The sequence below is a fragment of the Shimazuella alba genome (assembly GCF_009831235.1).
GTDB classification, from domain to species: Bacteria; Bacillota; Bacilli; order Thermoactinomycetales; family Thermoactinomycetaceae; genus Shimazuella; species Shimazuella alba.
This window is the reverse complement of the sequence record NZ_WUUL01000003.1, coordinates 366,692-391,772: the sequence shown is the minus strand read 5'-3', so window position 1 is coordinate 391,772 and position 25,081 is coordinate 366,692. Positions and strand designations below refer to the sequence as shown.

Here is a 25,081-nt window from a genome sequence, read left to right as displayed (position 1 = left end):
TCTACAAATGGATGTGCTATATTGAATATGTAATGCTGACTCTCTTTTCACAATCGAGGACATATGTTTACGGTTTTTTTGATTTCGACCTCACTCCTTGCTGCCACTTCAGCGACGGCGATTGCTGGCATTCGATATGGCAAGTGGATTCCACTTTATAAGAAGCAGGAAATCGCTGTCGAAAATTCGATTACGCTTTGGCTAATCGTTTTGTTTTGGTCTGGAGTTATTTCCGTGACTGGAGCAGTTATCTCTGGTCTACTGCTCTTGAATTAGTTCCTCTTCGTCGTCTGAGCTTATCAAGAGGAACAAACCCCCATCACATATCCGGTATGTGATGGGGACCACTCTTCATTGATATATCACATTTTTTCGATATTAATCATGATATAATGAGTGCTGACCTTCTGAGTATCAGTACTGTTTTATCACTATATGATACTGGTTACCTGTACAACTCAAGTTGTGAGTTTAAGTAAATGAGATTCCCTAAAAATGGAGATTATTCCCAATTGCTTTATCTTTGGGATTCTCTCCTTTTTTCATTTGTGGTAGTATAGAGGGAAGAAATTGGACAAAGGAGAAGGTGGCGAGGTGGAAAGGGTTCCTCCTTTTCGCAGCAGAGTAGAGCATAAAGCTCCATCATTATGGGCAGTTTTGTTTATATTTTTGTTTTTCGCAGGTATTTTGTTTGTATTATTTCTGCGATCCCCACTCAGTCATTTATCATCGATTTCTGTTACAGGTCACAAACTTTTAACCAAACAGGAGATTGTAAAGCAGTCGGGGGTTCGCCTTGGAATGTCTTTCTTTGGTGTGAAAACAGAGGATGTAGAACGAAATCTTCGTCGTCTTGATGCAATCAAACAAGTAAAGTTGGATAAACATTTCCCTAGTAAACTAGCAATTCAAATTGTAGAATATCCAGTAGTTGCTTACATACAAGATGAACAAACTCACATCCCTCTTCTTGCTAATGGAGCTTTTCTCCTAACACATCCTGCCACCTCTATGTTGAGAACAATGCCCATATTTGAAGGATGGGATAAAGAAAAAGCGTCTTTTTCGGAACTAACTTCTCAATTTGCCAACTTACCGGCTTCTATTCGCAGTCAGATTTTGACGATTTGTCCGAAAGAAGATAAGCCGGACCAAGCTGTGCTATGGACTCGAAGAGAACATAAAATTGAAGTTCGGATTGATCAATTAGCAGAAAGAATGAAGTTATATCCTAAATTTTTGAAGCAATCCCCTGGAACCGTTCATTTATTGGATAGCATATGGTTTACACCTGATCACTAATATCTATGTATTTCCTATTACTGTAATATTATGTAATTTACATACTAGAAAAAGGGGATTTGCTTTTACTGTTGAATTATCACATGGAAGAGATACTATCCTATCCCGTTTTTTATACTCTTCGGGCAAGGAGGTGCCCAAGACATGAGCAATGGATATTTAGCTACATTAGATATAGGATCGTCGCAGGTGCGGGTCTGTGTAGCAGAATTAACGAAAAATGGAACATTTCCTATCGTCGGTGTTGGTACTGCTATGTCTTCTGGAATTAAAAAAGGAGCCATTATTGACATTGAACAAGCAGCAGGGGCGATAAGATCAGCGATAGAACAAGCAGAACAAATGGTTGGAATAGAGATTACCAATGTCTATGTGGGGCTTTCTGGTAATCATATCTCTATCCAACATAGCCATGGTGTGGTCGCGACTTTAAATCAAGATCGAGAAATCGGTGCTGAGGATGTGGAACGCGTATTACAAGCATCAAAGGTAATCGCACTTCCGCCAGAGCGCGTTATTATAGAAGTAGTTTCCAAACAGTTTATTGTGGATGGTATCCCGGAAATCCGTGATCCAATAGGCATGGTCGGTGTTCGATTAGAAGTAGAAGCCATGATAATTACTGGTTCTAAGACGGTTGTCCACAACGTATATCGCTGTATAGAAAAAGCTTCTCTACATATGGCAGGATTTGTGTTTTTGCCACTTTCTATTAGTGAATTTACCCTGACAGCGGATGAGAAAACGCTAGGGGTTGTTCTAGCCGATATTGGTAGCGGAACAATTAAATTAGCATTTTATGCCCAAGGGAATTTGGCCGGTACAGCAGTCATTCCTATGGGTGGAGAATATATCACTACAGATTTAGTGTACGTCCTCCAAACGCAAAAAGAAGTTGCCGAAGAGTTAAAGTGTAAACATGGGATTGCAGTAAAAGCACATGCTGATAAACGAGAATCAATACCAATTCAAATGATGGCAGGGAAAGAAAGATATTCATCGCAGTTAGAACTGGCCCAAATCATGGAACCGCGTATAATGGAAATTTTCCAGTTGATCAATCAACAAGTCAAAGCGATGGGCTTTAGTCATGAACCTGCTGGTGGATATGTTTTGGTTGGTGGAGTAACGGAAACTCCTTATCTATTAGACGCAGCTAAATCCCAATTAGGACAAGGAGTTCGCATCGCAAGATCGAAAGAAACTGGTATCTCCTCACCTGCTTTTTTAGCAAGTGTGAGCATGATCCATCATCTTGCCAAACAAGGAAGTGTTTTGATAAACAAACCGGCACGCATAGAGACAGTGCCTCGTAAAAAGGAAAAAAAACAGGTATCTGCATTTCAAAGAATGAAAAGTTGGTTAAGCGAATTTATATAGTGTTGGAGGGAATACCATGCTGGGTTTTGATTTAGAGTTTGATATCGAACAGATCGCACAGATTAAGGTTATTGGTGTGGGGGGCGGAGGTAGCAACGCTGTCAATCGAATGATTGATGCAGGTGTACAAGGTGTTGAATTTATCGCTGTAAATACAGATGCTCAAGCGTTAAACCGTTCCAAAGCACCAATTAAATTGCAGATTGGAGAAAAACTAACCAGAGGTTTAGGAGCAGGTGCAAAACCAGAGGTTGGAAAAAAAGCAGCTGAAGAAAGTCGTGAACAAATAGAAAATGTACTTCGTGGAGCTGATATGGTATTTGTTACCGCTGGTATGGGTGGAGGAACAGGGACTGGTGCCGCTCCTGAGATCGCATTGATTGCTCGTGAACTCGGTTCCTTGACAGTAGGTGTGGTAACAAAACCATTTAGCTTTGAAGGAAGAAAGCGTTCTGTTCAGGCAGAAACGGGTGTTGCTTCGTTAAAAGAAAACGTAGATACCTTGATTGTTATCCCAAATGATAGACTGCTTGAGATTGTTGATAAAAACACTCCTATGTTGGAAGCATTCCGAGAAGCAGATAATGTTCTGCGTCAAGGGGTTCAAGGTATTTCAGATCTCATCGCTGTACCTGGATTGATCAACCTAGACTTTGCTGATGTGAAAACGATTATGACAGAACGTGGTTCTGCATTGATGGGTATTGGGACAGCTGCTGGCGAAAACAGAGCCACCGAAGCAGCGAAGAAAGCGATCTGTAGTCCATTGTTGGAAACCTCCATCAATGGTGCACGTGGAGTATTGATGAATATTACTGGCGGAGCAAATCTCAGCCTGTATGAAGTAAATGAAGCGGCTGATATTGTTACCCAAGCATCCCATGCAGAAGTGAACATGATCTTTGGTGCTGTTATCAACGAGGATCTAAAAGATGAAATCCTCGTAACCGTTATCGCTACTGGATTTGATAATAATCAACCGCAGGAGACAGGTGGAAATACAACATCGAAAAAGCCAATCTTTCATGAGCGAGAAAATGATTTTACTCCACTGTTTAAACACAATAATATCCGATTACAAAACGAAGAAAAGACAAACAAGACTACTAATCCTGTCATCGATGAGAGTTATGAAATCCCTACGTTTTTACGAAATCAATTTAAGAAATAGAGATAAGAAAGGAGCACTCTAGTGTTTAAGGAGTGCTTCTTTTTACTTTACCTATACGAATTCTCTATAGGTACAATACTGGAAGAATTAGGGGGATGAATCTTTTTAGGAGATTTCTCTGTTATCTCTGAGGGGTCTGATTTATAGCGATTTATCTCCAGTTTCAACAGAATAGTAATCCATATGATAGTGAAATATAGTTTTATAATATATTTATATATGCTTTATGCATGGCGAAATACCAGAAAACACACCTATAAGTGATGTAAGGAAACTTCTGAACGATAAATAACCACAAACTTTGATAAATGATTCTACAAGATATCGCAAATTCAATGAATATCCCGTCTGTAAAGGATATTTTGCCTAACACAAAAAGATTATTTCAAATACAAAAACATGGTTACAAATAGTAGATTCTCTTTCCTTTCCATTGAATTTGTTTTATGGAATAGATAATATTTAAAATAAAATATCTATCCTCCGAAGATTTAAGGTGAATTTGGTGAACAATACACCAATGGGCAAGCTATTTCCTGATTAAATGTTGATCCGTTTTATTTTTTGAGTATCTAACTAGTCTGTTTTTTATGGCAACACCTTAGATGCTGTTTCATGATTCGTATATTATAAGCAAGAGCTTTGAATAAGCATTTTAAAAATTTGAGTATTCATTTCTTTACTGATCCAACTGCCTTTCAATAGGCAGAATATGTTTAGGTACCGTGCATTTTTTAAGGATTTTTTTAGGTGAAATATTCACAATTTCTTTTGGAATCTTATTAATAATGATAATTTGTTTGAAAAGCTAATCTCCTGTCAGCGTCTTTGCTGATGTTTTGCAGTAAATCATCAAAGTTTAAAAATACCTCCCACTTTTCCTTATTTGTTTTCCTGCAAATATGATTTACGATAAGATCCTCTAAGTCTGTAACCCGTTTTCCCTTCCAAATCTTATCAGCAAGGCTCACCATCCAATCATCTATATTGGTATTTGATTTTGTCCATTGGGAGTGTGTAAGTGTAAAACGGGCTAAATGTTCTTTTATACCATGATTAAGCAAAAGTTCAAAACCTTGGCGCTCATGTATGGAACCAGGTTTTGTAATTTCCTCGTTAACCATTACTTTCCCTATATCATGGATGACAGCTTCAAATAGAACAGCTTCTTTGTCTATGGAGACTTCAGGGTAATGATGATCCATCCAAGCTAGGATTGTTTTCGCGACCTCATAAACCAAGATTAAATGTGCCAATAATCGGGGTGGTATCCTCCGTACATTAATCAAATTCTTGATGATTGTTGAACTTTTATTATATATACTAGTCATTGTTTTCCCCTTCATCTTCAAATGATAATGGAATAATAAGACGATATCATGGAAAAGTGAAAGCCAAGCCATTGTATTTATTACATGTTGGGAGGAGGAAAGATGGCGATCTGTCTGGAATTTGAATTGGTTGAAGTCTCTGGTACTGTAGCCAGATATCGATATGGCAGTTGTGCACAAGAAATGAATGGGTTAATGGAGATTGATTTATATAAGCTCTACATTAGTAAGGAAATACCAGAAGATGTATCTATAAGTAAAATAGTAAAACTTTTAAACAATAACCAATCCCAAGTCAAGGCGAATAAGGTATTTTCGAAGATAGCAAAATATTATCAAAAATATAAAGAATATCCAAAAAGAGGGGGGTATTTTGCATAACTTTTAGGACGATATACCTTGATCGCCGTCGTACTTGTATAAATAAAAGAAAGAACAAGCGTATTGGTCCCACCACTAATGTTTAGTGGGTTGACGGTCTTCAAACTGTCCTGACTGGTTACTTACAACTACTTACCTATTTTTACTATACTACAATGAAAAGAAAGTTATAATCCTGCCTAAAATTGATATCATAGATTGGAAACAAAACCTGATGTTTCACAAAAGATAAGAAACATCAGGTTTTGCTCTTTATAAAGAATATCAAGCAATAAATTTTTGGAATTATTTATCCTTTGTTTTATACTATCAGTTATTTTAAAAATAAATTATAATAGTTATATATAATAAAAAATTATGGATAAGACGGAGGGATCTCTTTGCGATATTCTGCTTTTAACCCATTCCCTTGGTATAAAAAAATGGCAAAAGAAAGTCCTGTTATATATGATGCAGATTATTTGCATTATCATGGACCGAAAGGTACATGGCATGTATTTCGCTATGACGATGTTCAACGGGTAATGAGTGATTATCAAACTTTTTCTAATCAATATCAGCCAAAGATAGAAGAAAATCCATCATCTAGCAGCTTAGCACTCAGTGATCCTCCCCGCCATAAACAACTTCGCATGTTAGTATCGGATGTATTTACACCAAAGACAATCGCAAATATGAGACCTTGGATTGAAAAAATCACAAATGAACTGATAGATAAAGTAGAAAACAATGGAGAAATGGATATAACCCGAGATATAGCTACTCCCATACCAATTCAAGTTATCGCCAAATTACTTGGTGTTTCTCCTAATGATCAAGAAAAATTTAAAAAATGGTCCATCATGATTTTACAAGCACCTTCTGAAATAGAAGGCGGGGAAGAAACCTTCCTTCGCTCACAACAAGAAATGGCACAGTATTTTATAAGTTTATTTGAACAACGTAAAGTAGAACCAAAAGATGATTTAATCTCTCATTTGGTTCAAGCGGAAGTAGAAGGGGAAAAATTATCTACAAATGATTTACTTGGCTTTTGTGTTCTTTTGTTGGTGGCTGGAAACGAGACAACAACAAATTTAATCAGTAGTTCTATCCTTACCTTCATCGAAAATCCAGAAATACAAGAATATTTGGCCAAACATCCAGAAGATATCCCAAAAGCGATTGAAGAAGTTCTTCGCTATCGTTCCCCTTTGCAATATATAAATCGCATTGCTGCAAAAGATGTTAAATTAAGAGGACAATCCATCAAAAAAGGCGATCTAATTAATGTATGGCTGGGATCAGCTAATCGTGATGAGTCCATTTTTCCAAACCCCGATCAATTTGATATTCATCGTACCAATCTAAAACACACGGCATTTGGACATGGTATTCATTTTTGTTTAGGAGCACCTTTGGCTCGTCTAGAAGCACATGTAGCTCTTCAAGTAATATTTGAACGGTTGCATCAATTTCAACTTAAGGAAGCTACAGAACCTCTCATGAATCCAACTGCTTTGACTTACTCTATCAAAGAACTTCCTGTTACGTTTAAAAAGAGATAATGATAAAGACTCACTGATCAAATGATGAGGTTTCATAGATATATTGGCAAGCTAAGTGGGACAGTTTACGATAAAAATTGACAAGAGGAATTCGATTCTGGAAGAAACATTCTATCCCTCTAAGAGAAGATTACGCCATGCATGAAGGTGATTAAGACTTGTATTGAAATTAGAACATAAAGACTTTATTCGAAAGAATCAGGAACGAATCAATTACTGGTAGAGTCGTGTGTCTGGGAGGAAGAAGATTTTTTCGAAAATCTGAGTCGAAATGAGATTCCATTTGAATTCATCGCGAGCTTCTTGAAGCTGAAATATCTTCAGAGCCGCATTTCGTCCATAGTGGAAAGAAGTAATCGTAGTTTGTCTCCCTCTAGGGAAATATGTCTAGAAAAAAAATCAGTTGTCCCGATATCAAATGCGAAAAACAGGAAAGTCGCGTCATAGGCGGCTTTTTTGTTTTGTATAGAAGGAAGATAGACTGCTTTTTTTCTGTTTATTTCGTCAAAAGAAATGAAATTAGTTAGGCAAGTTTCAACAGACTTAGCAATATATATCTTTTATACTTTACACAAGGTTAGAGGGAGAGGAGAGGGACTAGCTGGTTGTATATGCAGATGTCGTGTTTCTTTTAAATGGTTGTATCGACTTTCTCTTGCTATGGCTAACCTCTGGTATACGGAAGGAGAGAACGAGTATGCTGCGTTTGCTCTCTTCATCGTTTGTTGGTGGGCTGTATGCCACTCTCCATCTGTGGCCTAATTTTACAATTGCTTATACACTTCCTATTAAGATTTTGTCTTCTATCCTGATGATATGGATTGTATTTGGCTATCGCAATCCAATTGCATTTATCCGAACATTAGGTGTTTTCTATTTTGTTTGTTTTGTAACAGGAGGTGCGATGGTTGCACTGCATTATATTGTGGCGGGAGATGCGCAAGTAGCAGGAGGAATATTATTTACAGAAACAAAAGGATGGGGTTCACCTGTCTCTTGGGTTTTCATTATGATTGGTTTTCCGCTGGTATGGCTTTATACAAAGTTTTCGTTTCAGTCTATGAAAGAAAGAGATCAAATCGAGCAGTATATGACAGCAGTCAAAATCCAGATACAAGGAAAGAGTTTTGAATGTACAGGATTGGTGGATACCGGAAATCAACTCAGGGACCCAATCACACGGGCACCAGTGATGTTAGTAGAGATGAAACAATTGATGGAGTATCTGCCTATTGAGGTTCATAAAATGTTTCTATCAAAAGATTGGGAGCAGAGCTGGTCTGATATTCCACCAGAATGGATGATCAAAATCCGCATCATCCCTTATCGTGCAGCTGGAACAGACAGTGATATGATGATCGCGTTCAAACCAGATCAAGTAGAAATCTGGAGAGATAATCAGTGGAATAATGTCGGAAAAATACTCATAGGAATAGATGTCGGGCAATTATCGACCGATGGTTCCTATCAGGCGATTATTCATCCTTCTTGTTTATCCATTGTAAGTTAGCTTGAATTAGGAGGTTATACCATGTTGGTAAAATGGAGATTATTTGCGCAACTATTTTGGTATCGTTTACTTATACAAATGGGGTTAAGGGGAAAAGAGATTTATTATATCGGCGGAAGTGAAGCACTTCCACCCCCTCTATCACGTGAAGAAGAAGAGCATTTATTAGTACGTCTTCCAAGTGGAGATGCAGCAGTACGGGCAATGTTGATTGAACGTAACCTGCGTTTAGTGGTTTATATTGCTCGTAAATTTGAGAATACAGGGATCAATATCGAAGACTTGGTGTCCATTGGGACAATCGGTTTAATCAAAGCAGTTAACACCTTTGACCCGAGTAAAAAGATCAAACTTGCTACGTATGCGTCTCGCTGTATTGAAAATGAAATCTTAATGTTTCTTCGTCGCAATAATAAAATTCGCTCAGAGGTATCATTTGATGAGCCTCTCAATACCGATTGGGACGGTAATGAATTGTTACTATCGGATATATTAGGAACAGAGAATGATACCATTTACCGCGATATTGAAGATCAAGTAGATAAGAAAATTTTACGTACTGCTCTCGACAGTCTATCTGAACGAGAGAAAAAAATTATGGTTCTCCGCTTTGGATTAAATGGTGGAGAAGAAAAGACACAAAAAGATGTTGCAGATATGTTAGGCATTTCACAATCTTATATTTCAAGACTAGAAAAGAGAATTATTAAACGATTGCGGAAAGAGTTTAATAAAATGGTTTAACAAAATCCTTGTATTCTCTGTGTTTTCATCTTAAGTCTTAAGAGGATGACTACTAAAACAAATTAGTTAATTTACATTTTATACCTATTCATTATAATTTTCCCTCCGAAGGAGATACTTAACATGATTTCATCCTGAGGAGGGACTTTTCTTGGCGCGAAACAAAGTAGAAATTTGTGGAGTAGATACATCCAAATTACCAGTCCTAAAAAACCAGGAAATGAGAGAGCTGTTTCGCGAGTATCAGGCAGGAGATATTGATTCCAGAGAAAAACTAGTCAGTGGAAATCTCCGTTTGGTTCTAAGTGTTATTCAGCGTTTCCATAACCGTGGCGAATGTGTCGACGACCTATTTCAAGTTGGTTGTATTGGTTTGATGAAAGCCATTGATAATTTTGATTTGGGTCAAAACGTCAAGTTTTCCACGTACGCAGTTCCGATGATCATCGGCGAAATCCGCCGTTATTTAAGGGATAATAATCCTATTCGTGTGTCTCGATCTTTACGAGATATCGCCTATAAAGCACTTCAAATGAGGGACAACCTTACCAACCGGCATTCACGAGAACCCACGGTTCAGGAGATTTCGAAAGCGTTAGGTGTGCCCAAAGAAGATGTTGTCTTTGCATTAGATGCGATTCAAGACCCTGTTTCCTTATTTGAACCCGTTTTTCAGGATGGTGGCGACCCAATCTATGTGATGGATCAAATAAGTGATGAGAAAGCAAAAGATATTCAATGGGTAGAAGAAATCGCATTAAAGGAAGCACTAGCTAGGTTAAACGACAGAGAAAAAATGATTTTATCGATGCGTTTTTTTGAAGGAAAAACGCAGATGGAAGTTGCTGATGAGATCGGTATTTCTCAAGCGCAAGTCTCGCGATTGGAAAAAGCTGCTATCCATCAAATGCATCGCTATGTGACATGAAAAACAAAACCCAGTGCTTTATCGCCACTGGGTTTTGTTGTATTTATGAATATTATTAGGGACTACTAAGAGGGGACTGGTTATTATTACTTTATTCATTAAGTCGTAATATCTGATCAAAGACTAAGATGATCGGTTTCTGTGATACATTACTACACCAAAGAGAAGAAGAACTGCTCCTGCTACAAGCATAATAGGATAGCTGGTAGCTGTTTTTGGTAATGTTCCTCCAGTGGTTACTGTTTTATTTGTATCTGTTGAAGGACTTGGTTGTGGCATTGTTGTTTCCGAATCGGAGTTTCCAGTGTCCGGCTCAGTGGTTTGATCATTGTTTTCATCATTGTTGTTTTCAGCTGGAGTTTGGGGAGTATCATTGTTAATTTGAAACTCTTTGGAGTAATCAAACTTGATTTGCTCACCATAATCATGCATTTTTCCATCAAAAGAGAAGGTTACTTTGTATGTTCCGTTTTTGAAGTCGGAAAAAGCGTGGGAAAATGTAAGTCCGTTTACATTTTTCTTAGTGAACTTCCCAACCACTTTTCCTTTTTCATCTTCCACCTTCACTTTCCAAGTTCCATTGGATTTTTCGATATTCGTGACTTTAATTTTAAACCGGTCTTTGCCTTTGATTGAGTTATCATAGGTAACTTTTAATCCGAATATTTCGAAATTGTCAGTCAATGTCACCCTTTTTCCATCTACTTTTCCTTTAAAGTCAACTTTTACATCCACTTCATCATCCCCGAAGGTATACTTTAATGGAATATTAAAAGAAGTTTCATTGTGCTCTTTGGAATCTTGCTTCACTCCGTTAAAGTAGTAGGTCCAAACACCTTCTATTTTTTTAGCATTAAGTATGGTTGCTCTCAATTGATTTTTTTCTGTATTTTTATCTTCAATCTTCAATTGTACGTCATTATTTTGTTTACTCACTTGCTGATCCGTATTTGCGGTATTTACTACGCTCTGTATAATATTAGGATTTGACTCCGCAAAAATAGCAGTTGGACCACTGGATAATAAGAAAACTGCAAAAAGCAAAGTAAGAAAAGGAATAGTAGTAAATCTTTTCATATAGTTTCCTCCCTGTAGTATCCAAACCGAATAATATAAGTATGTTTCGTCCCCTCTATTTCTTTACTATACATAAATAAAAGAGAACAAAGTATTGGTAAATCATACATTTAAATAGAAATATTTAGGATTTGAAGTTTTTTTACAGTATTGGACATTTTCATTTTTATTTATTTTTCATTTTTGGGAAAATTGATCGATTCAAGTAAAACTCTTGATCTCGATTGATAATATATTATTGAAACTCATACAGAAGATGCATCATATGCATTATAGATTACACGATTTTAAGAATATGCTATGGAGGAAAGGTGAAAACAAATGCAACCTTACCACTTTGGAAACTTTATCGATGGAAAATCAGTAGAGGATGGGCTTCAAAAACTTCGTGTCACAGATCCAGCTACGGGTGAACTAGTGGGAACAGTAACTTTTGATGGGATTGAACATACTTCGCTTGCGATAGATGCTGCAAGCAGAGCACTAGAAGGCTGGAAAGCGAAAACAGCGAGTGACAGAGCTTTTTTGATGCATAAATTCGTGGAGTTGATAATGCGAAGCAAACAAGAATTAGCAGAATTAATCACCCGAGAAATGGGACGACCTATAGCAGAATCATTAGGAGAAGTCGATTATGCAGCCTCCTTTCTCACTTGGTTTGCTGAGGAAGGAAAGCGGATTTACGGACGAATCGTTCCTGGTAAAACAGAGAATCACCACATTCAAGTTCGGAAGGAACCGGTCGGGGTGGTAGCAGCGATTACCCCTTGGAATTTTCCAGCTTCTATGATTACGCGAAAACTAGGTCCTGCACTTGCTGCGGGGTGCACTTTCTTGGTAAAACCAGCAGAGCAGACCCCTTTAGCCGCATTACGATTAGCTCAGCTATCGTTAGAAGCAGGAATTCCGAGTGGAGTCTTTAATGTGGTGTGTGCAGAACCAAATGAATTTACCAAGACGATTATGAAAGATTCTCGCGTTCGTAAGATTTCTTTCACGGGTTCTACCGAAGTTGGCAGAAAGATAATGGCACAAAGTGCTGAGCAAATCAAGCGAATTTCTTTGGAATTAGGAGGACATGCTCCATTTATCGTTTGTGAAGATGCAAATTTGGATCAAGCAGTAGATGCATTAGTTGCAAGTAAATTTCGCAATAGTGGTCAGACCTGTGTATGTACCAATCGTGTTTATGTGCATGCATCGATTTATGAGGCGTTTATTGAAAAGCTTTCACCACAGATAGAGAAATTAGTAGTGGGCAATGGGTTTCAATCCGAAACGGATATCGGTCCTCTGATTGATCGTAAAGGATTTGAAAAAGTAGCGAGACAAGTGGAAGATGCTCTGGAAAAAGGTGCAAGATGTGTGGTTGGCGGAAACGGGATAACAAATGAAGAAAAAGACGTATTTTTCTTTAAACCGACCCTGCTAGTTGATATGGATGAGCATATGAGAATCATGTCTGAGGAAACGTTTGGACCAGTCGCTCCTGTGCAGAAGTTTTCCAGCGAAGAAGAAGTGATCCGATTAGCAAATAATAGCCCATATGGATTAGCTGCGTATATTTTTACCCAAGATGTCAGTAGAGGATATCGATTGGCTGAAAAACTAGAGTATGGCATCGTTGGTTGGAATGATGGAGTTCCTTCTACCACACAAGCTCCTTTTGGTGGAGTCAAGCAGAGTGGCTTAGGAAGAGAAGGAGCAACGGAAGGGATGGAAGAGTATTTAGTCACCAAATATATATCCCTTAAGATTTAGTAAATAAAAAAGTGAAAAACGATATTCCCTTGTCAAGTGAGGCATGGGAGTGTTTAACTATCTGGTCACTTCATATACTGTTACATACTTGCATAATGAGGTGTACGGATATGATGAAGATATCAGAGTTGCAAGCAAAAGATGTTGTCAATATTGCAGATGGAAAAAAGCTGGGTCAGATCCAAGACTTAGAACTTGACTTGAAACAAGGAATGGTCAAAGCAATTGTTGTCCCGACAGAACAAAAGTTATTTAGTTGGTTATCTAGTGGACAAGAAGTTGTGATTCCTTGGAACCAAATTGTAAAGATTGGTTCAGATGTTATTTTGGTTCGTTTAGGTAACAGATACCAAGAAATGGAACAGTATACACAAAAATAACATGATTCCTTAATAGGAATCACTTTTTTATTTTGGTGTAGTCTCTTTTGAAATGTTAAGATAAGACATAGGGAGGCTATCTGCATGGAACCATTTGTATTATATAGTAAAAATCATCCCTATTTACATGTAGCATCATGGGAATCACAATATTCACATCTTGTTGTTGGTATGAGTACTCGAACAGAACAGAATCGCAATTACGCGTTACATGTTGGGAATGATCCCAAACATGTGATTGAAAGTCGTAAGAGCTTAACGCATACTTTATCGTTCCCTTTTGAAAGTTGGACTTGTGGTGAACAAGTACATGACAACCACATCAAAATCATAGAAAGTTCCAACCGTGGAAGAGGAAGAGAATCACGAGATTCTGCGTTTGCTGATACAGATGGACTTATTACCCATGAGTCTGATATTTTGCTAGCTTCTTTTTATGCAGATTGTGTACCTCTTCTATTTTATAGTCCTGATAGCGATATCATTGGGGTAGCTCATGCAGGTTGGAAGGGAACCGTGAAAAACATTGGTGTGAGCATGATTGAAAAATTTCAGGAGTTAGGAGCGGATAAGAAGCAGATAATGGTTGCTATTGGTCCATCTATTGGATCATGTTGTTATAAAGTCGATGATCGCGTCGTGGAACCGCTTCATCAGGTGTTGCCTGATGTGTTCCAATCGTCTATGATTACAGCAACAACCAATGGCCATTATTATTTAGATTTGAAAGAAGCAAATAAACAATTATTGCTATTAGCTGGTCTTAAATCAAGCCAAATTTTGGTTAGTCAAAGATGTACCCAATGTGAAGATACTTTATTTTTTTCTCACCGAAGAGAAGGATCAAGCGCAGGAAGAATGGTTGCGTTTATTGGGAAAAGAAGGAGTAACGAATAAATGACACAATTCGCTGAAAGGATCACGGAAATACAACAGCGTATTGAACTTGCATGTTCCCGTGTTGGTCGAGATCCAAAAGAGGTAGAAGTTGTAGCCGTGACAAAATATGTAGATACAGAAACAACCAAACAAGTTCTTGAATCGGGATGTTTGCATATTGGGGAAAGCCGTGTGCAACATGCAGTTCCGAAGTGGAATCAACTAGGTGATAAAGGAACATGGCATTTTATCGGACACCTGCAACGAAACAAAGCAAAGGAAGTAGTGGGACGTTTTGAGTATTTCCACGCATTGGAAAGTTTGCAACTAGCTGCGGAGTTAGAGAAACGTTGTGCTGCAGGAAACCACAAGATGAAATGTTTTTTACAAGTTAATGTATCAGGAGAAAAAACAAAATTTGGAATTTCTCCTGTCGAATTAAATGATTTTGTAAGGTCAATGGCGAATTTCTCTCATATTGAGCTTGTGGGCCTGATGACGATGGCACCAAATACTCCTAACCGCGAAGAAGTCCGACCTATTTTTCGGGAGTTGAGAGATTTACAAAGAGAGCTTCAACGCCAAAAATTTGCTGTTCCACACTTATCAATGGGCATGTCGCAGGATTTTGAGATTGCGATAGAGGAAGGTGCAACCTTTGTGCGACTTGGTTCTGTTTTAGTGGGGACAAGCTCCTAAACACCCATTAGGGAGGAGAGGATTGTGACAGTTATGGGACGCTTTATGAATTTTTTTGGAATGAATGATGATGATGAGCAGTTTGAAGAGGTAGATTTGGACAGAGATGCAAATAATACTGCAAAAGGAAAAAGCAATATTGTGTCATTACATACACAAAAAAACATCCGCTTAATTTTAATAGAACCACGTGTGTTTGAAGAGACACAGGAAATTGCAGATAATCTAAAAAGTCATCGTCCAGTCGTCGTAAACTTACATCGTGTTAGACGAGATCAAGCCAAACGTGTGATTGATTTTCTTAGCGGTACCGTCTATGCTTTAGGTGGATCGATTCAGCGTGTAGGGGATCATATATTTATTTGTACACCTGCAAACGTAGATGTGCAAGGAACGATTACAGAGATCATGAACGACGATACTTTTTAATTCTCAGTTGAGGTGACTTAAGCCATGTACTTACTTGAATATGTACCTAGTATTATTAGATGGGGATTTTACATCTTTCAGATTTTACTCATTATATATATCCTTATGTCTTGGGTCCCTCAAGCTAAAGATTCACCTATTGGTATCACGATTGAAAAAATAGTAGATCCATACTTGAGTATTTTTCGCCGGTTTATTCCACCGATCGCCATGATTGACTTCTCTCCAATCGTTGCAATTTTTGCATTGCAATTAGTAGAATATGGATTGTTAACGGTTTGGTTTTGGTTCGTTTCTCTGATTTTATAGGAGCACAACTATGCGTGATTACCAATTTTTAGCTCATTTTCGTAAAGAAGAACATGCTTTTATAGAAAGATGTTTCGATTGGATTTATCAGGCATCTGTTCGACATCAAGAAGTCGTCACCCCATTTTTAGATCCAAGAGAGCAATATATACTTGGCACACTAGTTAGGCGTGAACATCGAGATATTCTTATGGCAATAGATGGTGGATATGGCACTGCTGAAAGGTGTCGAGTTTGTATATATCCTAACTATATATTGCCAAATGAACAATCTTTTTCCCTCCTCTTTCTTCGGATGACGAGCGAGTCAACCCTGGAGCATAGGGAAGTTCTCGGTTCCATACTCGGGTTAGGAATCCAGCGACACATGTTAGGTGATATCCTGCCCAATTCAGATGGAGCTGATCTGATTCTTGCAAAAGAGATGAAAGATTATGTAATGGGGACCTTGACAAAAGTCGGGAGAAAGGGGATTATCATTTCGGAGATTGTTCGTGATCAATTATGGACTGATCACCAAGCAGGTATAGAACAACATACTATTGTCTCCTCCTTGCGACTGGATACTATCATTGCTGCAGTTTGTCGAATATCTAGATCCAAATCAGTAGACTTGGTTCGGCTTGGAAAGTGCAAAGTAAACTGGCAAAAGATTGATAGACCTGATTACTTTGTTACAACAGGTGATGTGATTTCTGTTAGAGGATATGGTAGAATACGGCTGATGGAAGTGCGAGAATCCACTAAGAAGGGAAAACTCCCGATACGTTATTTACGCAATCTCTAGCTTTTTTCCAGTTATTTCTACATTGCTTAGTGGTAATTAAGAAGGATATCTGTTAATATTGTCGAATAGGGAAGGCATGCGATAGACCATACAGGAGGTAAGGGATATTTGTGAATGCCAACAGATAGTCAAAAAAGTATAAACACACTCCCGATTTTATGGTTATGATATGAAGTAATAATAAAAGCCTGAACGAAAGGGAGTAAAATCGAGTTGGTGTTACGTTAATATACTGTCCGAATGGTGGCTACCATCTGTCTGGTGATCGGGACTAATTTAAGAGAGCATGCAGTTAATTTGGAGGTGCATTCATGCTAACGACGACTGAGATACACAGCAAAGAGTTTAAACGCTCTTTTCGTGGTTATGATGTCGATGAGGTTAATGATTTCCTAGATCAGATTATACGAGATTATGATTTGATTATCCGGGAAAAGATGGAATTAGAACAACAAGTGGAAGAGTTGCAAGCTGAATTAGAGAGAGTGATGGAAGGCGAGTCCATGTACGCTAATTCACAACAACAGCCACCAGTTCAAGAAGTTCCAGTTCAACAAACCCCGTCTCGCTTTGCTGCTGATAATGCTATGCAATCATTACAACCAACAGCAGCCGCGCTTACCTCGATGGAACAAAGCATCCATAAGTCGATTCGGGTTGCACAAGAAGTCGCAGACGAAGTTCGTCTTAATGCGAAAAAAGAAGCAGAACTTATTGTGCAAGAAGCGGAGAAAAATGCAGATCGTATCATCAACGAAGCTCTTACCAAAGCTCGTGCGATACATACTGAGCTGCTCGATTTGAAACAAAAGTCTACTATTTATCGTACACGTTTCCGCACGTTGGTGCAGTCTCACTTGGATATTCTAGAGAACTCGGATTGGAATGCATTGGAAGAAATTGAAGAAGGACTAGACGAACACGATAAGCAGTTAGAAGAACTGTCTGAGGTAGGAGATCATCAAGATTATATGATTGATAATACCCTACCAACGATACAACATGATTTCAATGATGAAGATGCACTTGTGATGGATGAAGTTGCAGTTTCCTATATGGAAGAAGAGGAAGAGCCTCGTCGTGAACTTCGTAGAACATCACGTAAATTAAAGAAAAAAGCAATGTTCTAATAACTAAATGGTTTGGAATGGGACTAGTAGTTAGAAGTGCTCTTTTTTAGCGAGCTAGGAATGGTGAAAGCCTAGCAAAGAGTTTCTGATCTATATCACCCAGGAGCTGATCGCCTGAACAATTATCATAGATAAAGTAAGGTGAGACGATTAACTCACGTTATCGAGTTAAGAGGTAGAGGCGACATATGTCTCTACGAAATTGGGTGGTACCACGAGACCTTCTCGTCCTATGGGATAGAGAAGGTTTTTTATTTTATATGTAAAGGATTGGAAATATGGCCGATTATAGTAAAACCCTCCAGTTACCAAAAACCGCTTTCCCGATGAGAGGTAATTTACCGAACAAAGAACCTGAACGTCAAAAACGCTGGAAACAAGAAAATATTTATCAACAAGTTTTACAAAAACGACAAGGTGCTCCAAAGTTTATTTTGCATGATGGGCCCCCTTATGCAAATGGGGACCTTCATATTGGACATGCTTTGAATAAGATATTAAAAGATTTTATTGTTCGCTACAAATCTCTTGCAGGGTTTGATGCTCCTTATATTCCAGGTTGGGATACACACGGACTTCCGATTGAACATGCTATCGTAACGAAGAAAAAAGTGGATCGTAGATCAGTCGATATTCCTACTTTCCGTGAACTTTGTAAGGACTATGCTCTATCCTTTGTTGAGCGGCAAAAAGCACAGTTTGAGCGATTAGGTGTTCGAGGAGATTGGGAAAATCCTTACATCACTTTAAAACCTGAATATGAAGCGGAGCAAATTCGTTTATTTGGGGATATGGTATCAAAAGGTCATGTGTATCGTGGGAAAAAATCTATCTATTGGTCTCCATCCTCAGAGTCTGCACTTGCAGAAGCAGAAATTGAATATCATGACAAGCGATCAGCTTCTATCTACGTAGCTTTTCCAGTCATAGAAAATCAAGGGAAATTGCCTGAAGGTAGTGAGGTGCTTATCTGGACGACCACTCCTTGGACGATTCCTTCCAATCTAGCTATTGCACTCAATGAAAATTTCTCCTATAGCCTAGTACAAGCTGGAGAAAGAAAATTAGTCCTAGCTACAGACTTAGTTCCATCAGTAATGGAAATCATTGGTATGGATCAGTACAAGATTGTAGAAAGTTGGAAAGGTAAGGAATTGGAAGGTGTAGTGTGTCGACATCCTTTTTATGATCGCAAAAGCCTTATTGTTTTTGGTGATCATGTGACTCTAGACGCTGGTACCGGATGTGTTCATACAGCACCCGGTCATGGTGAAGAAGACTTTTGGGTAGGGCAAAAGTATGGATTGGATATTCTTTCACCAGTAGACGAAAAAGGTAAATTTACGGATGAAGCTCCAGGGTTCGAAGGTATCTATTATGAAGACGCAAATAAGATGGTATCAGAAAAACTAGAAGAAGCAGGAGCATTACTCAAATTGGTTTTTATCACACACTCCTATCCTCATGATTGGAGAACGAAAAAGCCAATTATTTTCCGAGCTACAGAGCAATGGTTTGCCTCGATTGATGGATTTCGTGAGGAAATGCTCGAGCAGATTAAGCAAGTAAAATGGACGCCTAGTTGGGGAGAAGTGCGACTTTCCAATATGATCGCAGATCGTGGAGACTGGTGTATTTCCCGTCAGCGAGTTTGGGGTGTTCCACTACCTATTTTCTATTGTACTTCTTGCAATCATCCACATATCAATGAAGAAACAATCGAATTTATTGCTGATTTGTTTGCACAAGAGGGTTCAAATGTATGGTACAAAAAAGATGCAGCAGAATTAATGCCTGCTAGTCATACATGTGAAGCATGTGGAGGAAAAGAGTTCAGTAAAGAGACCGATACGATGGATGTTTGGTTTGATTCGGGTAGCAGCCATCGGTCTGTCTTAACGAAACGTCCAGAGACCACATGGCCAGCTGATCTGTACTTAGAAGGATCAGATCAATATAGGGGATGGTTTAATTCTTCTCTCTCCACGGCAGTGGCAACAACAGGAAAGGCACCATACAAAGCTGTCCTCAGTCATGGATTTACTCTTGATGGTGAAGGACGAAAGATGTCTAAATCACTTGGTAATGTGATAGATCCAGCCAAAGTGATGAAACAATATGGTGCTGATATTCTCCGGCTTTGGGTAGCATCTTCCGATTATCAAGCTGATTTCCGTGTGTCAGACGAAATATTAAAGCAGATCGCCGAAGTATACCGTAAGCTGCGGAATACGTTCCGATTTTTACTTGGAAATTTAGCAGACTTTGATCCTCAGCAACATCAAGTTTCACTGGAGCAAATGAATGAACTAGAGAAATTTGTATTGATTAAGCTACAAGGCTTAGTGGATCGTGTAACCAAGGGCTATGAGAACTATGAATTCAACCAAGTTTACACACAGATCCATCAATTCTGCACCGTCTTTCTTTCTCAATTCTACCTAGATGTACGCAAAGACAGACTGTATGTAGATGCTCCAAACTCTGTAGCTCGCCGCTCTACCCAAACGGTACTGCATGAGCTGTTGGTGACGCTCGTAAAATTGTTGGCACCAATCATCCCACATACAACAGATGAGGTATGGGAATATATACCTGGAGTGAAAGAAGCAAGTGTAGAATTAACCGATTTTCCAGTAGCAGATGCTAAGATGCAAGATACCACGTTGGAAGCCAAATGGGATCGCTTCTTAACATTGCGTGATATCGTTTTAAAATCGTTAGAAGAAGCACGAGCAGCCAAAACTATTGGTAACTCTTTGGGAGCAAAAGTGGATATTCTCCCAGGATTTGAAGCAGCAACTCTCTTAAATCAAATCCCAGAACCCAAAGATTTGTTTATTGTCTCTGATGTAGTAATACACCCTGTATCAGGAGATGTAGAAGATATCACAGTTGAAGTAACTGCTGCATCTGGTGAAAAATGCGAGCGTTGCTGGACCATCTCTCCTTCTGTTGGTGAAAATGAGCACCATCCAACTTTATGTGATCGCTGTGCGCCGATAGTAGAAGAAAATTATGCAACAGATCTAGAGATCAAATAGGGTTTGTGTAAAAGCCGCTGAAAAAGCGGTTTTTTATTTTAATGTTAAGTATTAAATGGTATTCAACGCAATAAAAATTCCGATCAATAGGAGTGAAGACATATAGTAACTTAAAAATATTATTAAAAAAATATTGCACAATGCAAAATATCATCATGGTTTTATATCTTTGTTAATAAAAAAATTGAGTATTAATTTAATTCACATTGTTATTAATTTTCCCCATAATATTACTTGCCATTACATGATTGCATGGTTCATTTTCATTTTTTTAATTAAACAGTCTCAATATACAGAAATGTAGATAATCCGGAGTTATTTTAAAAATTTTATATCAAAGTTGTTTTTCCTCGGCTTCACAAAATACCAAGTGTTCTTTATACAGATGTGACAAAGGTTGTTCCAGTTAGTGAAGAAAAAGTATCAGAAAACTTCAAAGGTACTGAGTTGATATTAGAGACCTATTTTGAATCGTTTTGCTACACTTGAAGGACATGAGCTTATGCAAATGATAGAAAACATTTCTCTTGGAGACATGAATTCATTTATAGGGCAGCAGAAAAGATTTCATGCTGATTGGTACAAGGGAGATGAAACAAAAGTAGGCCAAAGGCTTCTTGATATGTTTCACCATATAGAAGATACAATAAATAAGAAATGGAGATATACAAAGCAGAGAATAAAGTACTCTGCTTTTTGTGTTGTAGGGGAGGGGGATCTTTCTGCAGTAGAAATACATCATATTAGACGTGATCAATAAGAAATAACATTCATAAATGAGACCATTACGATTTGTAAATGAGATCAATAGCACATAATTTAGCAACATATTTCATGTATCAGATATCAAATGGATAAGATATAAAGAAGTGATCATAGTATAGAAAACAAGGACATTACTAGCAAATGTATTCGCGATTTGATGAAAGGAGTAACAAATGGATATTCAAAAAGGAACAATGGAAGATCTAAACAAAATCATTGAAATGTACATTATCGCTAGACGTGATCTACAAGAAAATGATATCCATCAATGGGATTACAATGATCCGAGTGTTCAAATGTTGCAAGCAGATCTAAAAGCAGGAACCCTTTATGTTGCGAAAGATGGCGAACGCATTTTAGGATCAGTTGTACTAGATGAGCAAAAAGAACCTGAACATGAGGATATCGACTGGGGAGTAGAAAAAGGAAAAGCACTGTATTTGCATCGTTTAGTTGTTCATTTGGATTATCAAGGAGAAGGAACTGGAAAGGCATTGATGGCATTTGCTGATCAATATGCCAAAGAACATGGTTATACGTCTATAAGGTTGGATGCTTATGAAGAAAACGATGTAGCACGTGGCTTATACGAACATTTTGGATATGAGGAGATGGGAAAAGTTTATTTCCCAAGGAGGGAAGTTCCATTTTATACCTATGAAAAACAGATTAGATAAATGATAGAGATCGTGACGACCGATCTGCGGCTACCATTTTGCAAAGTGTTAGTTCATTTCACTTAATCCATGATGAAAACGTAATTTTTAATAATATTTCTTTTATATAAGTTGCACTTTCGTGTGGTAACGCTATAATGGGTTAGAATCATTCCTAATAGAGAAAGAGAATCAATGCTACACATCAGTAAACATGGTCCGGTTTTTGTGGTAGGTGCAACTGAGGGAGTGAATGTGACTTCTTCAAGTAGTTTCGAATTTATCGCAAGTGGTAAGGGCTGTGTTAGTATTATCTCTGAAGATAAGGCAAAGGTATTTCGGATGGACCCTTCCACTGGCATTAAGCAAGTGGAGATTCACGAAAACGAGCTCACCATCGTAGGTGGAAAGTTTGCAGGATCCTACGAGATCATTGTAGGAGACAAGAAGTCTTATCAGCTACTGCCTGATCTGAAGAACGTCATCTAACAATACTGATTTTCTGATGTGAAAAAATAGGAATAAGATTGCGCCCCTGTCCACTCTACGAAAGTCGACAGGGGCGCATGCGATTTATGAGTATATTAGGTATTTCATAACAATGATTATATCCAATTACATTTCCCCAATAATCATACTTATTCCATCTGTCTGATATCTCTTTTCTTTCCAAATACGCATCATTAGTTTAGAATCAAAATTAGTTGTCTTTGGACCCTTACATAGAGAGAGAATCATGACAAAAAGTGTAGCGTCAACAGTAAAGCTGTGGAAACGGGAGTATGTATTCATTCTCCTTGTCAATTACTGTTTGATTGGGGCATTTTATCTCATTGCCCCAATTCTTCCGCTGTTCGCTCAACAAGTCAGTGGTGTCACAGACAAACAGACCGATCTTGCAGTAGGGATTTTTATTTTTCCCACGCTTCTATTCCGTCCTATTGCCGGTTATTTGTGTGATCGGATTGGATATAAGTTGATTGGCCAGGCAGCTATTGGTTTGATGCTGATATCCTTCATTGGATACGCTACAGTGAGCACTGGTGAACAGCTGATGATTTGGCGCTTGGTCCATGGTGTTGCCTACGGAATGTCGATTCCACCAGTGAAAGCGTACTGTACACGCATCATTCCCGAGGGTAGTATCAAGGGACAAGGCTACTTCAGTGCTTCAGGTGATTTGGCTATGACAGCTATGTCAGCTGTCAGTCTCTACATGGCTGATAATGGTCATTTTTGGGATATTTTCACGGTAGGCATTATCTGCGTCGGGTGTGGTCTTTTTCTCTTTAGCGTGTTGAAAAAACCTGAAGCAGTGGTACCAGCGAAACAGGAAAAGCAAATCCCTCTGTCTCAGGTTTTGAAGGTGATCAGTCCGTACGCATCCATTATGGGATTGATTACTATATACGTTGCAGGAGTAACGACCTACATCTACCCTTATGCACAAGAATTGGGCAACGCAGGGTATGCGTACAAATTTATGCTGGTATACTCTCTAGTCATCCTTTTCGGTCGAGTACTGGTGAGTAGTCTAGCACGCAATCAAGAAAGTAGCGAAAAGGGTTTGGAGCGAGGTCGCTTGGTAACTGTTTCTTACAGTTGTTTTGCGATCGGTTTGTTCTGCCTGAGCTTCGGAAAAGGTCTGTTTCTCTTTTATCTGGCCGCCGTAGCCAATGGTATGGGCCTTAGTTGTCTCGCCCCTTGCGTCTACTCGCTTGCAGTAACGAAAGTTCCAGATACTAGAAAAGCAATAGCAACAGCCATTTTTTACACGATCTACGACCTTGGAGCGATGTTGGCACCTGTGGTCAATATACTAAGGAATTGGATCGGGTGGGGATATCAAGGCATGTGGATACTTGTTTCTCCCTGTGTGGCGTTGTCTGCTGTCATGTCTTACCTCTACATCATCAAAAAAACTCCTTTTCTTCAGGAGGAGACAGAAACATCTAAAAAGATAATAAAGGTGTAAAAAGGTAGCCGATGAATAAGTGTAAACTTGTGCATCGGCTGCTACCATTTTGCAGTACTTTTTTTGTTTTTGGAAATGCTAACAAAAAAAGTATGGAGGTTTATGAATGAATCAACAACAATTAGCAACATTAAAAAATATACTGCTAAAGGAAAAGAATGATTCTGAACAGAGTTTAGCAGATAACCACGGATACGGGTTAGAGATGGCGATGAGTGATTCAATAGGTGAACTATCAGCTTATGATAACCATCCTGGAGATGTTGGATCAGAACTATTTGAAAGAGGGAAGGATCTATCTCTGCAAGATGCTGACCAACATCATATTGAAGCAGTAAATTTGGCTTTATCTCGCATAGATTCAGGTGATTATGGAAAATGTGAAGTATGTCATCAAGAAATCCCTTTTGAGAGATTAGAGGCGATTCCTTGGACAACAACTTGCAAAGAGCATCATTCGACTCGTCAAATTACAGGTCGTCGACCCATAGAAGAAGAGGTACTCGAAAATTCTGCTACACATAGCTTTAAAGATAATAATGACTACAATGGTTATGATGGAGAAGATACATGGCAAGATGTGGAGAGATATGGAACATCTAACCCGCCAGATTACTTTAATGATGGAACATCATATGATGAATTAACAGAAGATAATGATGAACCTCAAGGATATGTGGATTTGATAGAAGGATTCGCTATTACAGATATAACAGGTCACAATGAAGGTATGCCGGAAATTGTCCATAATGAAGCATACTATCGCAAAGAGAGAGAACTAAATTCAGATGAAGATCTGTAAGAGTATGTAAGCATTAAAAAGCAACAGTTAGGACTAGAACAAGAAAGAGCTAGTGAATAGCCAGAGTTGAATGGAAAGTCGTTTTCTTCCTCCG

Annotated in this window: 25 protein-coding genes and 1 other annotated feature; of the genes, 23 read left to right on the top strand and 2 right to left on the bottom strand. The window is 38.4% G+C overall.

The window, feature by feature from the left end:
* Window positions 1-63: 63 nt before the first annotated feature.
* From GSM42_RS06825 to ftsZ, 4 genes are all read left to right on the top strand, one after another.
* The gene (locus tag GSM42_RS06825) at window positions 64-276 is read left to right on the top strand and encodes a hypothetical protein (protein WP_160800792.1); all 213 of its coding nucleotides are present in this window, start codon (window positions 64-66) and stop codon (window positions 274-276) included.
* A 294-nt stretch (window positions 277-570) separates the two neighbouring features.
* Window positions 571-1,302: a cell division protein FtsQ/DivIB gene (locus GSM42_RS06820; RefSeq protein ID WP_160800791.1), complete on the top strand. Its 732-nt coding sequence runs from the start codon at window positions 571-573 to the stop codon at window positions 1,300-1,302.
* Between the two features lie 144 nt (window positions 1,303-1,446).
* Window positions 1,447-2,682 carry a cell division protein FtsA gene (gene ftsA, locus GSM42_RS06815; protein WP_160800790.1) on the top strand — a complete coding sequence of 412 codons (1,236 nt, stop codon included), beginning with the start codon at window positions 1,447-1,449 and terminating at the stop codon, window positions 2,680-2,682.
* A 16-nt stretch (window positions 2,683-2,698) separates the two neighbouring features.
* Complete coding sequence (ftsZ, locus tag GSM42_RS06810; RefSeq protein ID WP_160800789.1) at window positions 2,699-3,853, top strand: cell division protein FtsZ; 1,155 nt, start codon at window positions 2,699-2,701, stop codon at window positions 3,851-3,853.
* 782 nt (window positions 3,854-4,635) lie between these two features.
* On the opposite strand, the gene GSM42_RS06805 is transcribed toward ftsZ, so the two are convergent.
* Window positions 4,636-5,109, bottom strand: a complete 474-nt coding sequence (locus tag GSM42_RS06805) for an HD domain-containing protein (protein WP_160800788.1) — start codon at window positions 5,107-5,109, stop codon at window positions 4,636-4,638.
* Window positions 5,110-5,286: 177 nt separating this feature from the next.
* On the opposite strand from GSM42_RS06805, the gene GSM42_RS06800 reads away from it, so the two are divergent.
* The 5 genes from GSM42_RS06800 (at window position 5,287) to sigG (ending at window position 10,294) form a co-directional block, all read left to right on the top strand.
* Window positions 5,287-5,565, top strand: coding sequence for a hypothetical protein (locus tag GSM42_RS06800; RefSeq protein WP_160800787.1), 279 nt, complete (start codon window positions 5,287-5,289; stop codon window positions 5,563-5,565).
* Window positions 5,566-5,945: 380 nt separating this feature from the next.
* The gene (locus GSM42_RS06795) at window positions 5,946-7,112 is read left to right on the top strand and encodes a cytochrome P450 (RefSeq protein WP_160800786.1); all 1,167 of its coding nucleotides are present in this window, start codon (window positions 5,946-5,948) and stop codon (window positions 7,110-7,112) included.
* A gap of 601 nt (window positions 7,113-7,713) precedes the next feature.
* Window positions 7,714-8,622 (top strand): sigma-E processing peptidase SpoIIGA, encoded by a 909-nt coding sequence (gene spoIIGA / locus GSM42_RS06790; RefSeq protein ID WP_275402132.1) that lies wholly within the window; start codon window positions 7,714-7,716, stop codon window positions 8,620-8,622.
* A 21-nt stretch (window positions 8,623-8,643) separates the two neighbouring features.
* Window positions 8,644-9,366: an RNA polymerase sporulation sigma factor SigE gene (gene sigE, locus GSM42_RS06785; protein ID WP_160800784.1), complete on the top strand. Its 723-nt coding sequence runs from the start codon at window positions 8,644-8,646 to the stop codon at window positions 9,364-9,366.
* A 151-nt stretch (window positions 9,367-9,517) separates the two neighbouring features.
* Window positions 9,518-10,294 carry an RNA polymerase sporulation sigma factor SigG gene (sigG, locus tag GSM42_RS06780; protein ID WP_160800783.1) on the top strand — a complete coding sequence of 259 codons (777 nt, stop codon included), beginning with the start codon at window positions 9,518-9,520 and terminating at the stop codon, window positions 10,292-10,294.
* 123 nt (window positions 10,295-10,417) lie between these two features.
* On the opposite strand, the gene GSM42_RS06775 is transcribed toward sigG, so the two are convergent.
* Window positions 10,418-11,371 carry an LPXTG cell wall anchor domain-containing protein gene (locus tag GSM42_RS06775; RefSeq protein WP_160800782.1) on the bottom strand — a complete coding sequence of 318 codons (954 nt, stop codon included), beginning with the start codon at window positions 11,369-11,371 and terminating at the stop codon, window positions 10,418-10,420.
* A 321-nt stretch (window positions 11,372-11,692) separates the two neighbouring features.
* Here GSM42_RS06775 and GSM42_RS06770 point away from each other — a divergent pair, with 321 nt between their 5' ends.
* From GSM42_RS06770 to GSM42_RS06705, 14 genes are all read left to right on the top strand, one after another.
* A complete protein-coding gene (locus GSM42_RS06770) occupies window positions 11,693-13,132 on the top strand; it encodes an NAD-dependent succinate-semialdehyde dehydrogenase (protein WP_160800781.1) in 1,440 nt (479 codons plus the stop codon).
* A 110-nt stretch (window positions 13,133-13,242) separates the two neighbouring features.
* On the top strand, window positions 13,243-13,512 hold the full coding sequence (locus GSM42_RS06765; RefSeq protein WP_160800780.1) for a YlmC/YmxH family sporulation protein: 270 nt from the start codon (window positions 13,243-13,245) through the stop codon (window positions 13,510-13,512).
* Window positions 13,513-13,596: 84 nt separating this feature from the next.
* Complete coding sequence (gene pgeF, locus GSM42_RS06760) at window positions 13,597-14,409, top strand: peptidoglycan editing factor PgeF (protein WP_160800779.1); 813 nt, start codon at window positions 13,597-13,599, stop codon at window positions 14,407-14,409.
* Window positions 14,410-15,090 (top strand): YggS family pyridoxal phosphate-dependent enzyme, encoded by a 681-nt coding sequence (locus tag GSM42_RS06755; RefSeq protein WP_160800778.1) that lies wholly within the window; start codon window positions 14,410-14,412, stop codon window positions 15,088-15,090. It begins immediately after the preceding gene.
* A 24-nt stretch (window positions 15,091-15,114) separates the two neighbouring features.
* Window positions 15,115-15,519, top strand: a complete 405-nt coding sequence (locus GSM42_RS06750; protein WP_160800777.1) for a cell division protein SepF — start codon at window positions 15,115-15,117, stop codon at window positions 15,517-15,519.
* Between the two features lie 24 nt (window positions 15,520-15,543).
* The gene (locus GSM42_RS06745; protein ID WP_160800776.1) at window positions 15,544-15,828 is read left to right on the top strand and encodes a YggT family protein; all 285 of its coding nucleotides are present in this window, start codon (window positions 15,544-15,546) and stop codon (window positions 15,826-15,828) included.
* Window positions 15,829-15,838: 10 nt separating this feature from the next.
* Window positions 15,839-16,615, top strand: coding sequence for a YlmH family RNA-binding protein (locus GSM42_RS06740; protein ID WP_160800775.1), 777 nt, complete (start codon window positions 15,839-15,841; stop codon window positions 16,613-16,615).
* Window positions 16,616-16,926: 311 nt separating this feature from the next.
* On the top strand, window positions 16,927-17,745 hold the full coding sequence (locus GSM42_RS06735; protein WP_160800774.1) for a DivIVA domain-containing protein: 819 nt from the start codon (window positions 16,927-16,929) through the stop codon (window positions 17,743-17,745).
* 4 nt (window positions 17,746-17,749) lie between these two features.
* Window positions 17,750-17,981, top strand: a binding site (T-box leader).
* A gap of 42 nt (window positions 17,982-18,023) precedes the next feature.
* The gene (gene ileS / locus GSM42_RS06730; protein ID WP_160800773.1) at window positions 18,024-20,789 is read left to right on the top strand and encodes an isoleucine--tRNA ligase; all 2,766 of its coding nucleotides are present in this window, start codon (window positions 18,024-18,026) and stop codon (window positions 20,787-20,789) included.
* 466 nt (window positions 20,790-21,255) lie between these two features.
* Entirely contained in the window at window positions 21,256-21,549 is a 294-nt protein-coding gene (locus GSM42_RS06725; RefSeq protein WP_160800772.1) for a hypothetical protein, read from the top strand.
* 178 nt (window positions 21,550-21,727) lie between these two features.
* Window positions 21,728-22,231, top strand: a complete 504-nt coding sequence (locus GSM42_RS06720) for a GNAT family N-acetyltransferase (protein ID WP_160800771.1) — start codon at window positions 21,728-21,730, stop codon at window positions 22,229-22,231.
* Between the two features lie 174 nt (window positions 22,232-22,405).
* Entirely contained in the window at window positions 22,406-22,699 is a 294-nt protein-coding gene (locus GSM42_RS06715) for a hypothetical protein (RefSeq protein WP_160800770.1), read from the top strand.
* A gap of 247 nt (window positions 22,700-22,946) precedes the next feature.
* On the top strand, window positions 22,947-24,185 hold the full coding sequence (locus tag GSM42_RS06710; RefSeq protein ID WP_160800769.1) for an MFS transporter: 1,239 nt from the start codon (window positions 22,947-22,949) through the stop codon (window positions 24,183-24,185).
* Window positions 24,186-24,291: 106 nt separating this feature from the next.
* Window positions 24,292-24,987, top strand: coding sequence for a TraR/DksA C4-type zinc finger protein (locus tag GSM42_RS06705; protein ID WP_160800768.1), 696 nt, complete (start codon window positions 24,292-24,294; stop codon window positions 24,985-24,987).
* The last annotated feature ends 94 nt before the right edge of the window (window positions 24,988-25,081 follow it).

Coding starts and splice junctions, on each gene's coding strand:
- GSM42_RS06825 (WP_160800792.1), top strand. CDS start 64: ATGTTTACGGTTTTTTTGATTTCGACCTCACTCCTTGCTGCCACTTCA.
- ftsA (WP_160800790.1), top strand. CDS start 1,447: ATGAGCAATGGATATTTAGCTACATTAGATATAGGATCGTCGCAGGTG.
- ftsZ (WP_160800789.1), top strand. CDS start 2,699: ATGCTGGGTTTTGATTTAGAGTTTGATATCGAACAGATCGCACAGATT.
- GSM42_RS06800 (WP_160800787.1), top strand. CDS start 5,287: ATGGCGATCTGTCTGGAATTTGAATTGGTTGAAGTCTCTGGTACTGTA.
- sigE (WP_160800784.1), top strand. CDS start 8,644: ATGTTGGTAAAATGGAGATTATTTGCGCAACTATTTTGGTATCGTTTA.
- GSM42_RS06775 (WP_160800782.1), bottom strand. CDS start 11,371: ATGAAAAGATTTACTACTATTCCTTTTCTTACTTTGCTTTTTGCAGTT.
- GSM42_RS06770 (WP_160800781.1), top strand. CDS start 11,693: ATGCAACCTTACCACTTTGGAAACTTTATCGATGGAAAATCAGTAGAG.
- GSM42_RS06765 (WP_160800780.1), top strand. CDS start 13,243: ATGATGAAGATATCAGAGTTGCAAGCAAAAGATGTTGTCAATATTGCA.
- pgeF (WP_160800779.1), top strand. CDS start 13,597: ATGGAACCATTTGTATTATATAGTAAAAATCATCCCTATTTACATGTA.
- GSM42_RS06755 (WP_160800778.1), top strand. CDS start 14,410: ATGACACAATTCGCTGAAAGGATCACGGAAATACAACAGCGTATTGAA.
- GSM42_RS06745 (WP_160800776.1), top strand. CDS start 15,544: ATGTACTTACTTGAATATGTACCTAGTATTATTAGATGGGGATTTTAC.
- GSM42_RS06740 (WP_160800775.1), top strand. CDS start 15,839: ATGCGTGATTACCAATTTTTAGCTCATTTTCGTAAAGAAGAACATGCT.
- GSM42_RS06735 (WP_160800774.1), top strand. CDS start 16,927: ATGCTAACGACGACTGAGATACACAGCAAAGAGTTTAAACGCTCTTTT.
- ileS (WP_160800773.1), top strand. CDS start 18,024: ATGGCCGATTATAGTAAAACCCTCCAGTTACCAAAAACCGCTTTCCCG.
- GSM42_RS06720 (WP_160800771.1), top strand. CDS start 21,728: ATGGATATTCAAAAAGGAACAATGGAAGATCTAAACAAAATCATTGAA.
- GSM42_RS06715 (WP_160800770.1), top strand. CDS start 22,406: ATGCTACACATCAGTAAACATGGTCCGGTTTTTGTGGTAGGTGCAACT.
- GSM42_RS06710 (WP_160800769.1), top strand. CDS start 22,947: ATGACAAAAAGTGTAGCGTCAACAGTAAAGCTGTGGAAACGGGAGTAT.
- GSM42_RS06705 (WP_160800768.1), top strand. CDS start 24,292: ATGAATCAACAACAATTAGCAACATTAAAAAATATACTGCTAAAGGAA.